This is a genomic window from Flaviflexus sp. (assembly GCF_041440645.1).
GTDB lineage: Bacteria > Actinomycetota > Actinomycetes > Actinomycetales > Actinomycetaceae > Flaviflexus.
Genome location: NZ_JASDVN010000019.1, coordinates 17,451 through 31,615, shown reverse-complemented (window position 1 = coordinate 31,615; position 14,165 = coordinate 17,451). Strand labels below are relative to the sequence as shown.

Annotated in this window: 12 protein-coding genes; 8 read left to right on the top strand and 4 right to left on the bottom strand. The window is 61.7% G+C overall.

The window, feature by feature from the left end:
• The first annotated feature begins 117 nt into the window (after positions 1-117).
• The 4 genes from acnA (at position 118) to QMB98_RS02545 (ending at position 7,512) form a co-directional block, all read left to right on the top strand.
• Positions 118-2,913, top strand: a complete 2,796-nt coding sequence (gene acnA, locus QMB98_RS02560) for an aconitate hydratase AcnA (protein ID WP_371684077.1) — start codon at positions 118-120, stop codon at positions 2,911-2,913.
• 356 nt (positions 2,914-3,269) lie between these two features.
• The gene (locus QMB98_RS02555; RefSeq protein ID WP_371684076.1) at positions 3,270-4,454 is read left to right on the top strand and encodes a serpin family protein; all 1,185 of its coding nucleotides are present in this window, start codon (positions 3,270-3,272) and stop codon (positions 4,452-4,454) included.
• A 114-nt stretch (positions 4,455-4,568) separates the two neighbouring features.
• Positions 4,569-5,831 (top strand): serpin family protein, encoded by a 1,263-nt coding sequence (locus QMB98_RS02550; protein ID WP_371684075.1) that lies wholly within the window; start codon positions 4,569-4,571, stop codon positions 5,829-5,831.
• A 67-nt stretch (positions 5,832-5,898) separates the two neighbouring features.
• A complete protein-coding gene (locus QMB98_RS02545) occupies positions 5,899-7,512 on the top strand; it encodes an ABC-F family ATP-binding cassette domain-containing protein (RefSeq protein ID WP_371684074.1) in 1,614 nt (537 codons plus the stop codon).
• Here QMB98_RS02545 and QMB98_RS02540 read toward each other — a convergent pair.
• Together QMB98_RS02540 and QMB98_RS02535 are read right to left on the bottom strand one after the other, a co-directional pair.
• Entirely contained in the window at positions 7,485-8,414 is a 930-nt protein-coding gene (locus tag QMB98_RS02540; RefSeq protein ID WP_371684073.1) for an SURF1 family protein, read from the bottom strand. The two genes, QMB98_RS02545 and QMB98_RS02540, sit on opposite strands and share 28 nt — an antisense overlap.
• Positions 8,414-8,731, bottom strand: a complete 318-nt coding sequence (locus tag QMB98_RS02535; RefSeq protein ID WP_371684072.1) for a DUF3099 domain-containing protein — start codon at positions 8,729-8,731, stop codon at positions 8,414-8,416. Before QMB98_RS02535 ends, QMB98_RS02540 begins: the two co-directional genes overlap by 1 nt.
• Before the next feature lie 72 nt (positions 8,732-8,803).
• Between QMB98_RS02535 and QMB98_RS02530 the strand changes: the two genes are divergently transcribed.
• Positions 8,804-9,241 carry a histidine phosphatase family protein gene (locus tag QMB98_RS02530; RefSeq protein WP_371684071.1) on the top strand — a complete coding sequence of 146 codons (438 nt, stop codon included), beginning with the start codon at positions 8,804-8,806 and terminating at the stop codon, positions 9,239-9,241.
• A gap of 169 nt (positions 9,242-9,410) precedes the next feature.
• On the opposite strand, the gene serB is transcribed toward QMB98_RS02530, so the two are convergent.
• Positions 9,411-10,313 (bottom strand): phosphoserine phosphatase SerB, encoded by a 903-nt coding sequence (gene serB / locus QMB98_RS02525; RefSeq protein ID WP_371684070.1) that lies wholly within the window; start codon positions 10,311-10,313, stop codon positions 9,411-9,413.
• Complete coding sequence (gene glgC / locus QMB98_RS02520; RefSeq protein ID WP_371684069.1) at positions 10,310-11,554, bottom strand: glucose-1-phosphate adenylyltransferase; 1,245 nt, start codon at positions 11,552-11,554, stop codon at positions 10,310-10,312. The genes serB and glgC overlap by 4 nt, the downstream gene beginning before the upstream one ends.
• Before the next feature lie 109 nt (positions 11,555-11,663).
• Between glgC and glgA the strand changes: the two genes are divergently transcribed.
• The 3 genes from glgA to QMB98_RS02505 all read left to right on the top strand — a co-directional run bounded on the left by glgA (position 11,664) and on the right by QMB98_RS02505 (position 14,164).
• Positions 11,664-12,878, top strand: coding sequence for a glycogen synthase (gene glgA, locus QMB98_RS02515; RefSeq protein ID WP_371684068.1), 1,215 nt, complete (start codon positions 11,664-11,666; stop codon positions 12,876-12,878).
• A 19-nt stretch (positions 12,879-12,897) separates the two neighbouring features.
• Positions 12,898-13,686, top strand: a complete 789-nt coding sequence (locus QMB98_RS02510; protein WP_371684067.1) for an ABC transporter ATP-binding protein — start codon at positions 12,898-12,900, stop codon at positions 13,684-13,686.
• Between the two features lie 64 nt (positions 13,687-13,750).
• Positions 13,751-14,164, top strand: coding sequence for an NfeD family protein (locus QMB98_RS02505; protein ID WP_371684066.1), 414 nt, complete (start codon positions 13,751-13,753; stop codon positions 14,162-14,164).
• The last annotated feature ends 1 nt before the right edge of the window (position 14,165 follow it).

Sequence of the window (14,165 nt, the reverse complement as noted above, 5' to 3'; positions counted from 1 at the left end):
CGATATGAGCATAATCAAGTGCCATGGCGTGTCCCTCAGGTTGATGAGAGCCATCAATTGGGATATCTTGAAATCGAGATAATGTCGATTTTTGTCGCATGAATTGAGGAGTACACCGTGAGTGTAGATAGTTTTGGAGCGAAGGCTGCTCTGAATGTCGGGGATAAGACCTACGACATGTATCGCCTAGATGCAGTTCCTGGTCTCGAGAAACTGCCCTACAGCCTGAAGGTCCTGGCTGAGAACCTGCTTCGCACTGAAGACGGTGCGAACGTGACCAAGGAGCACGTGAACGCTCTCGCCAACTGGGATCCGTCTGCTGAACCCAGCGAGGAAATTCAGTTCACTCCCGCGCGCGTTGTCATGCAGGACTTTACCGGCGTTCCCTGTGTTGTTGACCTTGCCACCATGCGTGAGGCTGTCGTTGAGCTCGGTGGTAACCCCGAGTCGATCAACCCGCTGAACCCAGCCGAGCTCGTCATTGACCACTCCGTCCAGATTGACGTGTTTGGTACGAACCAGGCTCTCGAGCTCAACATGGAGCGCGAGTACGAGCGTAACGGCGAGCGCTACCAGTTCCTTCGCTGGGGACAGGGCGCATTCGAAAACTTCAAGGTCGTGCCCCCCGGCACCGGCATCGTCCACCAGGTCAACATTGAGTACCTGGCTCGCGTGACGATGGCGACCGAGCTGGACGGCACCACCGTTGCCTACCCCGACACCTGTGTCGGCACCGACTCTCACACGACCATGGTCAACGGCCTCGGCGTGCTGGGTTGGGGCGTTGGCGGCATCGAGGCCGAGGCGGCCATGCTTGGTCAGCCCATCTCCATGCTCATTCCCCGCGTCGTTGGGTTCAAGCTCAAGGGCGAGATTCCCGCTGGCACCACCGCCACGGACGTCGTTCTTACCATCACCGAGAAGCTCCGTCAGCACGGTGTGGTCGGCAAGTTCGTCGAGTTCTACGGCGAGGGCGTTGCCCAGGTCCCGCTCGCGAACCGCGCCACCATCGGCAACATGTCGCCCGAGTTCGGTTCGACCGCCGCGATCTTCCCGATCGACGATGTCACCCTCGACTACATGCGCCTGACCGGCCGTTCGGCAAATCAGGTCGCTCTCGTTGAGGCATACTCCAAGGAACAGGGACTGTGGCACGACCCGTCCCGCGAGGCAGAGTACTCCGAGTACCTTGAGCTTGACCTCTCGACTGTCGTTCCCTCGATCGCTGGCCCGAAGCGCCCCCAGGACCGCGTCCCGCTGACCGAGTCGAAGGAATCCTTCGCCGGCACCCTGCCCGACTACATTTCCGGCAAGGGTCACGAGTCCACCGAACTCGATCTCGAGATCGAGTCGACCATGGACGCATCGGATCCGATCTCGGGAGACGCTCACTCCGTTGAGGCAGATTCCCGCGAGATTGCTGCGAAGGCATCGACCCGCCCGCACCGTACCGTGCCGATTACGATGCCGGACGGAACGAAGACGAAGCTCGACCACGGCGATGTTGTGATCGCCTCCATCACCTCGTGTACCAACACATCGAACCCGTCGGTCATGATGGCGGCCGCCCTGCTCGCCAAGAAGGCCGCCGATCTTGGTCTTAAGTCCAAGCCCTGGGTCAAAACCTCGATGGCTCCCGGCTCGAAGGTTGTCACCGACTACTACGAGAAGGCCGGCCTGTGGCCCTCGCTTGAGGCCCTTGGCTTCAACCTTGTCGGCTATGGTTGCACCACCTGCATCGGTAACTCCGGCCCGCTTCCCGAGGACATCTCCCGCGTCGTCAACGACGAGGACCTGACTGTTGTCTCGGTGCTGTCCGGTAACCGTAACTTCGAGGGTCGCATCAACCCCGACGTCAAGATGAACTACCTGGCCTCCCCGCCGCTCGTCATCGCCTACGCCCTTGCCGGCACCATGGACTTCGACTTCGAAACCGAGGCTCTTGGTCAGGATCTCCTCGGCAACGACGTGTTCCTCGCCGACGTGTGGCCGACCCAGGACGAGGTCCAGGAGACCATCGACGCGGCTATCGACTCCGACATGTTTTCCCGCAGCTACGGCTCCGTCTTCGACGGTGACGAGCGCTGGCGCGCACTCAACACTCCCGAGGGCAACACCTTCGAGTGGGAGGACGACTCCACCTACGTCCGTAAGGCTCCCTTCTTCGACGGCATGGGTCTGACCCCGGAACCGGTCCAGGACATCTCCGGTGCTCGCGTTCTCGCGAAGCTCGGTGACTCCGTCACGACCGACCACATCTCCCCGGCCGGCGCCATCAAGGTCGATTCCCCCGCGGGTCGCTACCTGTCCGAGCACGGTATCGCCCGCAAGGACTTCAACTCCTACGGCTCGCGCCGTGGTAACCACGAGGTCATGATTCGTGGCACCTTCGCCAACATCCGCCTGCGCAACCAGTTGCTGGATGATGTTGAGGGTGGCTTCACCAAGAACTTCGTGACCGGTGAGCAGGACACGATTTTCGATGCGTCCGAGTCCTACCGCGAAGCCGGCATCCCGCTCGTTGTTCTCGGCGGCAAGGAGTACGGTTCCGGATCCTCCCGCGACTGGGCAGCGAAGGGCACCTCGCTCCTCGGCGTCAGGGCCGTCATCACCGAATCGTTTGAGCGCATTCACCGCTCCAACCTGATCGGCATGGGCGTGCTTCCCCTCGAGTACCAGAACGGCGACACTGCAGAGTCCCTGGGTCTCGACGGCACCGAGACCTTCGACATCTCCGGCATCTCCGCCATCAACGACGGACCGACCCCGAAGACCGTATCCGTAGTCGCTACCAAGGAGAACGGTGAGCAGGTCACCTTCGATGCGAACGTCCGCATCGACACCCCAGGTGAGGCTGACTACTTCCGCCACGGCGGCATCCTCCAGTACGTGCTCCGCACCCTGGTGAAGTAACAGGCTCACTCACGAAGAGTGAAGGCGGCGGGGGCCGGCCCGCCGCCTTTCCTTATCCAAACCAAGAAGCACACGTCTCTAGGTGAAGTAGCCGAGGCCTCTGGGTCAAGGAGCACATCATGCCTCTAGGTCAAGGAGTACATGACTCTAGATCAAGGAGCACAGGTCTCTGGGTCCAAGGCACAGAGACCTCGGTGTGCAGGCTTCTGGCGCACGGGCACGTGTGCTGTCGGTGCACAATCGTCCTCGGCATGATGCGACGCATCGATTGCTGGAGGTTCCGGGAACTCAGGGGAGGGGAGCGGTACACCGTCTGTCAGATCGCGTTCTGCTTGCGTGGGGGACAGGATGGATGCATGCCTTCAAAGAAACTGTGGGTGAGTGCGTGCCTCGCAAGCATCATGTTGGCGGCCTGCTCCACCACACCCGACCCGGAACCGTCCGTCACTGTGACGGCCGAGACTGTTGCGCCCACACCACCGGAAACGGTGGATGAGGAGGACGTGGGTCGCGCCGAACAGGCGACATTCGAATACGGCATGAAGGTTGCAGAGCGGGCCCTGCCCGAGTCCGGCAATATTGTCGTTTCACCCGCCGCCATGACCTACCAGATGTCGATGGCAGCCTCAGGTTCCGCCTGCGCCTCAACCGATCGTCTCGAGGGTGTCGTTGGAGTCCCCGCCGGGGAAGTGAACGAAACTTACCGTGAACTCGCCTCGCAGCTCGCTTCAAGCGAGACAGACTCCTACACGACGTTCCTGACGGGTCTCGTCATTGAGAACTCGACGCGGGCCGGTGCTGGCTCGGACACGGTCCACACCATGGTTGCCGACTATGCGGCGCCCTTCCTCAGCCTCCCTGCTGAGGAGATGACTGTCGCTGGCAACCAATGGATTGCTGACGCCACCGCGGATGAACAGCCGGTGCTACCGGAGTCCATCCCCGCGACCACCGACGTTGCGATCATGGTCAACCTGCACTATTCGACCACGTGGAGCGAACCGGTTACGGTCACGACTGTTGATTTCGAGTTTTCCGATGGTCACACGGAGCCCGTTCCCGCGATAGAGGTCACGGGAGCGACCGTGTGGGAGGCAGACGGTGGAATGATCATTGAACTTCCAACGTCCTCTCCTGACCGCACCTATCTGTATGTGTCTGATGATGGGGACGTCAGCGATCTGGTTGCGGGGGACTGGGTGGCACAGGGGGAGGGCGTGACAACGAACGTTGTCGTCCCGACCGTCTCAACGAGCAGCACCATCTCGTACGCGGACATGGACGACGAACTCAACGTCTTTGAGAGTAATTGCGAGACCGAGACGCTCCTCGTCAGCCAGTATGCCTCCTACGACATCACGAACCAGGGGATCTCCACCGATCAGATTGCACAGACCGAGACTCCCGAACTCTCGCCAACCGAATCGGATGACGTGGTTCCCACGGTTGTCGACCGACCCTTTGCCCTCAAGACCGCGGACGCGGACACCGGCTGGACGATCCTGTACGCGATCATGTCCGATCCCACCTACAAGCTCTAGCGCGAAGCAGTTGGCTGGCCGCAGAGCACCCACCATCAAGCAAACAGTGAAGTCGCGAGTCAAGCCATGTCGGGAAGCGTGGCATTTGCGCCACAACCATGAAAAGGGAAGATCATGAAGATGACAGGAAAGACAGGACTGGCCGCGGCGACGGTCGCGGCCCTCATGCTCGGAGCATGCGGAAACGGGAACGGGTCCGAGGATCCGAGTGAGGATCCCACATCCGAAGAGATCACGACGGGTGAGGACGTGACGAATGGCGAGGGGTTCGGCAACCACCGGGACGCAACCGATGACGAGAGGGCGCTGGCCATCCGAACATCGCTCGATAGCTCCATTGAGGTATCTCGCGCCCGCGGCGGCGACAACACCCTGATCTCGCCAGCGTCCCTCACCTACGCTCAGGCGATCGCGGGCGAGGGAGCCCAGTGCGAGACGGAGAGCGAGATCAACGAGTTCTTGGGCGTCGAGGACGATGCTCGCAGGTCCGTGTACTCCCAGCTCGGGCAGCAAGTGAACCGGTCCGGTGACGAGTGGGTGACGAGCCTGAGTTCCGCGATCGCTCACAACGAGGAGGAGACACTCATCAAGACCGACTTTGTCTCCGATGTTGCTGGCGCCTACGGGAGCGAGTTCATGACCGACACGGTCGAGAACCTCCAACCAGAGCTTGATGCCTGGGTCGATGAGGCCACGGGCGGTTTGCAAACGGAACTGCCGAGCCCGGTCGCGGAGAACACGGCGCTCTCCTTCGTCTCTGCCGTACGCTACGAGACGCGGTGGGCAGGTGGCGTCAGCAGCACGAGCATCGAGTTCACGACGCTCGACGGTTCGACCGAGGATGTCGATGGCTACCACTTCAACGAGAACGCGGAAGGCTGGCGGGTCGACGGTGGCATCGTTGTTAGGCTGCCAACCGAATCCCGCGACTCGACCTACCTGTACTACCCGGACGACGTGACGGACCCGCTCGATCTCACGAGCGAGGATTGGGATCTCGATCGTTCCGAATCGATCTACGTTGACCTGACGCTTCCCGCTATCGACCTCGAGTCCACGACCGACATCCTCGAGTACAAGGAGGAGGTGGGATTGGCCAACCTCGATGACTCCACGGTTGGGTGCGGTTTGGCGGACTACTCCGAATCAGAGAATGTCTTCATTTCCGTCGTCGTGCAGAACGCGACCTTCACACTTGACGATGAAGGCATTGCCGCCTCCGCGGTCACCCAGATCGATGCGGTCGACGGCGCCGCCCCGTACCCGGCGGAGTTTGTCGAGGTCACGGTTGATCGCCCGTACGCGCTTCTGACCGTCTCGGACGTCAACGGATGGGCACTCATGTACGCGACAGTGACGAACCCAGCGGCAAGCTAGCTTGTCCTTCCTCACGTTCCGGGCTGGCTCATCGCCAGTCCGGAACGTCTGCCGATAGACTAACCCGGTGATTATTGGCCAAGACCTCTCCATGCGCATCGGTACCCGCGAGTTGCTGACCGACGCGAACTTCCGCATCGACAAGGGCATGCGGATCGGACTCGTTGGACGAAACGGTGCCGGCAAGACCACCCTGACCAGGCTGTTGGCGGGTGAAGGTGTCACCTCCGACGTCATTGAGCACACGGGCCAGATCACGAGGTCGGGCGAGATCGGCTACCTGCCGCAGGACCCCCGTACCGGTGACCTGTCGGTCCTCGCGGGCGACAGGGTGCTGTCCGCCCGCGGCATTGACGACACGATTCGCAAGATCCGCAAGGCCGAGAGGGACATGGGGGAGTTCACGGGAGCCCGTCAGCAGAAGGCAATGGAACGCTACGTTCGCCTCGATGCCGAATTCACCGCGGCGGGCGGATGGGCGGCGAACTCCGAGGCCGCCTCGATCATGAACGCCCTTGGCCTGCCCGGCAGGGTCATCTCCCAGCCCCTCGAGACCCTGTCCGGTGGTCAGCGTCGCAGGGTCGAACTGGCTCGCATTCTCTTCTCCCAGGCTGAAACCCTGCTGCTGGACGAGCCCACCAACCACCTTGACCACGACTCCATCCTGTGGCTCCGCGACTACCTGCGAAACTACTCCGGTGGATTCGTTGTCATCTCCCACTCCGTTGAGCTTCTCGACGAGACCGTCAACACCGTGTGGCACCTCGATGCGAACCGCGCCGAACTCGACGTGTACTCGATGGGCTGGAAGCTGTACCTGAAGCAGCGCGAGACGGATGAGAAGAGGCGCCGCAGGGAACGCGCCAATGCCGAGAAGAAGGCCGCAACCCTACTTGCTCAGGCAGACAAGATGAAGGCGAAGGCCACAAAGGCCGTGGCGGCACAGAACATGGCGCGTCGCGCCAACCGGATGCTTGAGGGCCTCGAGGCAGAACGAGCCTCCGACAGGGTGGCGGCGCTCCGCTTCCCCACCCCGGCGCCGTGTGGCAAGACACCGCTCACGGGCCACGAACTGTCGAAGAGCTACGGCTCCCTCGAGGTCTTTGCTGGCGTCGATCTCGCCATCGACCGGGGATCCAAGGTTGTCATCCTCGGCCTCAACGGTGCCGGTAAGACCACCCTGCTGCGGATCATGGCCGGCCTGGAGGAACCAGACACCGGCATGGTCAAGCCCGGGCACGGCCTCAAGATGGGCTACTACGCCCAGGAACACGAAACCATCGACACGAGCAAGACCGTGTACGAGAACATGAGGGCGTCCGCACCCGACCTGGACGACACGGAGGTGCGAAAGGTCCTCGGTTCGTTCCTGTTCTCGGGAGACGACGCGTCGAAGCCCGCCGGTGTGCTGTCCGGTGGTGAGAAGACGAGGCTTGCTCTCGCCACTCTCGTGGTGTCGGCGGCAAACGTTCTGCTTCTCGACGAGCCGACCAACAACCTCGATCCCGCGTCCCGCGAGGAGATCCTCGGTGCGCTCCGCACCTACGAGGGTGCGGTCGTGCTTGTCAGCCACGACGAAGGGGCGGTCGAGGCGCTCAACCCCGAGCGCGTGCTCCTGCTCCCCGATGGTGACGAGGACCTGTGGTCCGATGACTACTTGGAGTTGATCGCACTCGCCTGATCGAGGATCTGATCCTCAATCTCCTCATCCGTTGGTCCATGCGTGGACTTCTTCGGCTTCTTCACCTCCCAGGGTGCCTTCGTGAGTCCCAGGTCCCTCATCTCATCCTCTGTGAGATCAAGCTCGGACAGGTCCACGCCGTCAACGATCCACGAGTTCTCTGACACCTCACGGCGGGCAAGGATCGGGACAACAGCGAGCGCAGCGACCGCGAAGAACCGCCACTCCCACGCGTACGCGAGATGGGATCCAAGCGAGGTGGAGGGCTTGGGGTAGGACCGTGGTGCGCCCGAGGCTTCGGATCCTGCCTGACCGCCGGCGAGCTCGACCCTACCGTCAAACACGGGTGCAAGGTCCGCCTGAACCGCCTCCGGCATCGCCGCCACCACCTGGGCGGGATTGAGTGTGTAAATGTAGCCCTCAGCCGGTTGGCGGCTATTGGGTTCCTCTGCTGGACGCACGCGACCCTCGACGGTGACGGTACCCTCTGGAGGCGGGGGAACGCTGCCTGCGACGCCGCGGTCGCCGTCTGCCTGTATGAGGGGGATCCAGCCGCGGTCGATGATGATGGTGGCGGGTTTGCCGTCCAGCTCGGTTTCCATGAGCGCGATGACCTGGTAGGCGGCCTCGCCGGAGACGGAGCGTCCGCGCAAGAGCACCTGGCTGTCCTCGATGAACTGCCCGGTGATCGTGGTGGCGCGCCACTCGTCGGCTCCTGAGAGATCCTCGAGGCTCGTGGTTTCCCGGTCCCAGGCTGTCTCGATCTGGTGGGCGGCGGCGACCTTCTGTTCGTACCTGTCCTGCTGCCATTGGCCGAGGAAGAAGCAGACGATGGAGGCGATGATCATGAGGACGATGAGTCCGATCCAGCGCGGGGATGTGAGGAATGAATATCTGCTCATTACCGCAGGAACTCTCCCTGGTTCAGGTGGTTGGTCTCGCTGTAGGTCGTGAGTTCGCCGTGGTTTTCAACGATCGTGGGGGCGGGGCCGCGTTCGCGGCCAGCGTTGGCGACGAGGACGGCGATCGCGGGAATGACGACGGCGCAGATCCCGAGAACGATGCGGATCGGCCAGTTCGGGATGACGAGAACGAGGACGAAGCAGATGAGGCGGAAAACCATGGAGACGAGATAGCGGCGGCTACGGCCCTGAATGTCTTCGTCCAGGGCGCGACGTACCGAGGTAACCGATACGATCTTCGCGGCGCGCTTTCCCATACCCACAAGGTTACGCCACCTTATGGATCTGCCCTCATCTCCCGATAAGGTGAAGGCATGAAACTTGTTCTCATGAGACACGCTCGGGCCGCTGACGGGAGCCCGGATCGGGCCAGGCGCCTAAGCGACGAGGGTCGCGAGCAGGCGAAGGAACGCGGCAGGCAGTTGGATGGTCACTTTGATGCCGCGTACGTGTCCGACTCGTCCCGCACCAAGGAGACGTTCCGTCTCCTCCAACTCGATGTCGATGCGGTTGAGATGTCGGAACTGTATCTGGGTTCCCACCAGACCGTCATCGATCTGGTCCAGAGCCTGCCGGCAGAGCAGGAGACCGTGCTGATCGTTGGTCACGAACCCACGATCTCCGCGGCCGCCGCCATCCTCGCCTCCACGTCGCCCCGCGTTCACGAGGTTCGGGGCGGAGTCTCGCCCTCCACCGCCATCGTTCTCGAGTTCGATGAATGGACCGGTCCTGGAACTATCACGGACGTCCTTCGCCCTCAGTCGTAATCAGTCAACATACGGGCGGCGAATATGGTGAATATGGTGAATACATAGAGCGAAGGTGGCAGTGTGAGGACACCGCCACCTTTAATTTCACGCTCTATTCACATCCTCGGATGGACTCATCAGTGGTCGTGCCTATGAGGTAGAGACGCAGAGTTAGCGTTGAGCCACTTCACGACCATCCGAATAGCGCACCCACCGCATCGAGGCGGTTGAGGGTGATGTTGGCATCGGCCTGCTCGCGGACGATGGGTTTGGCTTGGAAGGCGATTCCGAGGCCGGCGATGCCGAGCATGTCGAGATCGTTTGCTCCGTCCCCAACGCAGACGGTGCGTTCGAGGGGGATGCCGTAGCTTTCCGCCCACTGGGTGACGGTGGCGGCCTTGGTCTGCCGGCCAACAACCTGACCGATGGTGCGGCCCGTCAGCGCGTTGTCGTTGACCTCGAGCTCGTTGGCGATCCAGTTGTCGATGGAGAGCTCGTTTGCGAGCGGGTCGAGGACCTTCGTGAAGCCGCCCGAGACGAGACCAAACTTGGCGCCCCGGTCGTGAGCGAGTCTCACGAGAGTGTCGGCGCCGGGGGTGAGCCTGATTTCGTTCGCGACATCCTCAATGATGGTCACGGGAAGGCCTGCGAGGGTGGCGACGCGTTCCTTGAGGGATTCCTCGAAACCGAGTTCTCCCCGCATGGCGCGATCGGTCACCTCCTTGACCTCGTCCTCCTTGCCGGCGCGGCGCGCAAGAAGCTCGATGACCTCGTCCTGCAGGAAGGTCGAGTCAACGTCGGTGACGATGAGGGAGGGGCCGTTTTCTGCGAGTTCGCCCCAGGTGAGGGCGGCGTCGATGCCGAGTGCGGTGGCGGGGGAGATGAGCTCAGCATTCCACCCCTCAAACGTGTCTGTCGCTGTTCCCGTGAAGGTCGTGGCAGCAAACCCGTCAACGGGCACCTCGGTCATCGTCAGGTCGCTGACCCGAGATTCGAGATAACCGGTGGCGTGGCGCAGGTATGCGTCGGGCAAAGGACGAGGGGACACGAGCCCGAGTCGAACCGTGTCCCCTCCGTTGGGATTCGTCATTTCTTCACGATACTGTTTTTCGGCACCACGACGATTCCGGATTCCGTTACCTGATATCCGCGGGCACGATCCTCTTCAGGATCGATACCGAGCTGAGCTCCCTCTTCGACGCGCACATTCTTGTCGAGAATGGCCTTTGAGATCGTGGCATTACGGCCGATCACGACGTTGTCGAACAGGATCGAGTTCCGGACCGACGACCACGAGTTGACGCGGACGTGCGGGGACAGCACGGAGCCCATGACCTCGCCACCCGAGATGATGACACCTGGGGAGATGAGGGAGTCGAGGGCGTGACCGAGGCGCTCGTGGTGACCGTACACGAACTTCGCGGGCGGCAGACCGCGGTAGCCGGTGAAGAGCGGCCACTTGTCGTTGTACAGGTTGAACACGGGACTGACCGAGATGAGGTCCATGTTCGAGTCGTAGAAGGCATCGAGAGTACCCACGTCACGCCAGTAGTTGCGGTCCTTCTCGGTGGAGCCGGGAACGTCGTTGTACGTGAAGTCGTAGAGGCCGGCCTGGCCTGCTTCCACGAACGTGGGGACGATCGAGCCACCCATGTCGTGTTTCGAATCGGGGTTATCGGCGTCAGCCTTGAGAACATCGATAAGGGCATCGGTGTTGAACACGTAGTTACCCATCGAGGCGAGGACCTCGTTGGGGGAGTCCTTCAGACCCTCAGCGTTCTTCGGCTTCTCAAGGAACGCACGCATCTTGACCGGGTTATCCGGATCGGCGTCGATGATGCCGAACTGGTCGGCGAGCTCGAGGGGCTGGCGGATGCCGGCAACGGTCATGGGGAAACCGGAGTCAATGTGCGACTCAACCATCTGGGAGAAGTCCATGCGGAAAATGTTGTCCGCACCCAGGATGATGACGATGTCGGGACGCTCATCCTCGATCGTGTTGAGAGACTGATAGACAGCATCAGCAGAACCGAGGTACCAGTTCTTGCCCATGCGCTGCTGGGCGGGAACCGGCGCAACATAGTTGTCCAACATCGTCGACATGCGCCACGACTTGGCGATGTGACGGTCAAGGGAGTGGGACTTGTACTGGGTCAGAACGACGACCTTGAGGTACCCCGAATTCACGAGGTTCGACAGGGAAAAGTCGATCAGTCGGTAGATGCCGCCGAAGGGAACAGCCGGCTTAGCGCGCTCGTCGGTGAGCGGCATTAGGCGTTTTCCTTCCCCACCGGCGAGGACAATGGCGAGGACACGGGGATTAGATCTCATGGTTTCAACTATACCCAAGAGCGTGATGGAGACCACCGAGTTTGGAGATAATCTTAATTTGCCTGGGTACCATGGAGGGAGGGTTTTCACGACCAGAAAGGTGCATCCCATGAGAGTAGATCTATTGACACGCGAGTATCCACCATCCATTTACGGTGGTGCTGGAGTGCATGTTGCTGAACTGTCGAAAGTGCTTGCCGATCACGCCGATGTGCACGTGCATGCATTCGACGGTGCGCGTGATGAGACCGTCGTCGAGGGTGTGACCGTCAACGGATACGACTACCTCGAGGGGCTTGAGGGCAACGACGCCATCAAGACCTTCGGCGTCGATCTTCAGATGGTTGAGGGCGTCGACGGAGCCGACCTCGTCCACTCCCACACGTGGTACGCGAACCTGGCGGGGCACCTGTCCAGCCTCATGTACGGCATTCCGCACATCATCTCCGCTCACTCCCTTGAGCCGCTCCGCCCCTGGAAACGCGAGCAGCTGGGCGGCGGTTACGAGCTGTCCTCCTTCGCCGAGAAGACCGCGTACGAGGGTGCCGCCGGCCTCGTTGCCGTGTCTCGGGCCATGAGGGACGACATTCTTCGCAGCTACCCGAACGTCGACGAATCCAAGGTGGAGGTCATTCACAACGGCATCGACCTGGACTCGTGGAAGCGTCCCGAGTCCCTTGATGAGGCCGAAGAGTACTTCCGGTCCTACGGGCTCGACCCGGAGCGCCCCACGATCATCTTCGTTGGTCGCATCACCCGCCAAAAGGGCGTCCCGCACTTCCTGCGCGCGGTAGCCCAGCTGCCGGAAGACATCCAGGTCATTCTCTGCGCCGGCAAGCCCGACACGAAGGAGATCGCGAACGAGGTTCGCGGTCTCGTCGAAGACCTCCAGAAGGAACGCGACGGCATCGTGTGGATCGAGGAGCATCTGCCCCACGACAGGATGGTGTTCCTCCAGTCCATGTCCACGACGTTCGTGACGCCGTCCGTGTACGAGCCCCTCGGCATCGTCAACCTCGAGGCCATGGCCTGCGGCCTGCCCGTCGTTGGATCCGACACCGGTGGCATCCCCGACTGCATCGTCCACGGCGAAACCGGTCTCCTTGTCCCCATCGACCAGGTCGATGATGGCACGGGCACGCCGAAGGATCCTGCCCAGTTTGAGGCCGATCTGGCCTCCGCGCTCGCAGAGGTCTGCTCCGATAGGGAGCGGGCGGCACAGATGGGTGCGGCGGGCCGCAAGCGCGTCGAGGAGCACTTCTCCTGGGAGTCCATCGCGGTGAAAACGATGGACTTCTATCGCCGAGTCCTCGACAGGTTCTGAGTGCACTAAACTCGGAACTATGGGAGATGTTCTAGAACTACAGCAAGTATCAGTACGCCGCGGAAACCGCAACATTGTTGATCGAGTCGATTGGTCCGTGAATGAAGGCGAGCGCTGGGTGGTTCTCGGCCCCAACGGGGCCGGGAAGACCTCCCTCATTCAGCTCGCCGCCGCACGCCTCTTTCCCACCGTCGGATCGGTGACGATCCTCGGTGAGAAGGTCGGCAAGACCAACGCCGCCGAACTGCATCCCCTCATCGGCCTCGCCTCCTCCGCGCTCGACGCTCGCATCCCGGGTTCCGAACGCCTCCACGACGTGGTGCGCACCGGCGCCTACGGAGTGACCGCGCACTGGCGCGAACAGTACGACGAGGAGGACGATCGGCGCGCTCGCGGCCTGCTCGCCACCATGGGAGTGGGTCAGTTGGCCGACCGCACGTTCGCCTCCATCTCCTCCGGTGAAAAGAAGCGCGTCGGCATCGCCCGCGCCCTCATGCCCGACCCGGAGCTCCTGCTCCTGGATGAACCTGCGGCAGGTCTGGATCTTGGTGGTCGTGAGGAGCTCATGGGGTCGCTCAAGACGCTCGCGGCCGACGAGTACGCGCCGTCCATGATTCTCGTGACCCATCACGTGGAGGAAATCCCCGCGGGATTCACGCACGTTCTTCTTCTCAAGGACGGTCGCGTCCTCGACGAAGGCGCGATCGATGATGTCCTGACCAGCGAGAACCTGTCCGAATGCTTCAACATTGAGCTCGATCTGGAGAAGGCTGGGGAGCGCTACACCGCCCGTGCGCATCTTTCCTAGCCGGCCCCAGGGGTTCGCGACCGTATACTGAAAACCCCGAAGAAGAGGAGAAATAATGGGCTGGATGGCTTGGCTGATCATCGCGATAGTGCTTGGCATTATCGAGATGCTGACGGTCGACTTTACGTTCCTCATGCTGGCAGGCGGTGCGCTTGCCGCTGCGGGTGCCGCCGGCTTCACCGATAACGTCGTGATCCAGGTCGTGGTCTTCGTCGTTGTCTCGGTCATTTTGCTCTTCACCGTCCGTCCGTGGGCCCGCAACCACGTGCACAACTCTTCTCCTGATACAACGACAAATTCTGCTGCCCTGGTGGGAAAGCAGGCTGAAGCGATCAGTGATGTCACCGCCCGTGGTGGCCGTATCAAGCTCGATGGAGAGGTCTGGTCGGCTCGTTCGGCCGGGGACATCATTCCGTCGGGGTCGCTGGTCATCGTCCAAGAAATTGACGGCGCTCACGCAGTCGTCACACCAAGGTAAG

Excerpts from the sequence above, each read along its gene's own strand:
- QMB98_RS02555 (WP_371684076.1), top strand. The coding sequence starts at position 3,270 with ATGCCTTCAAAGAAACTGTGGGTGAGTGCGTGCCTCGCAAGCATCATG.
- glgC (WP_371684069.1), bottom strand. The coding sequence starts at position 11,554 with ATGAGATCTAATCCCCGTGTCCTCGCCATTGTCCTCGCCGGTGGGGAA.
- QMB98_RS02535 (WP_371684072.1), bottom strand. The coding sequence starts at position 8,731 with ATGGGAAAGCGCGCCGCGAAGATCGTATCGGTTACCTCGGTACGTCGC.
- QMB98_RS02505 (WP_371684066.1), top strand. The coding sequence starts at position 13,751 with ATGGCTTGGCTGATCATCGCGATAGTGCTTGGCATTATCGAGATGCTG.
- QMB98_RS02540 (WP_371684073.1), bottom strand. The coding sequence starts at position 8,414 with ATGAGCAGATATTCATTCCTCACATCCCCGCGCTGGATCGGACTCATC.
- serB (WP_371684070.1), bottom strand. The coding sequence starts at position 10,313 with ATGACGAATCCCAACGGAGGGGACACGGTTCGACTCGGGCTCGTGTCC.
- QMB98_RS02530 (WP_371684071.1), top strand. The coding sequence starts at position 8,804 with ATGAGACACGCTCGGGCCGCTGACGGGAGCCCGGATCGGGCCAGGCGC.
- QMB98_RS02550 (WP_371684075.1), top strand. The coding sequence starts at position 4,569 with ATGAAGATGACAGGAAAGACAGGACTGGCCGCGGCGACGGTCGCGGCC.
- QMB98_RS02510 (WP_371684067.1), top strand. The coding sequence starts at position 12,898 with ATGGGAGATGTTCTAGAACTACAGCAAGTATCAGTACGCCGCGGAAAC.
- glgA (WP_371684068.1), top strand. The coding sequence starts at position 11,664 with ATGAGAGTAGATCTATTGACACGCGAGTATCCACCATCCATTTACGGT.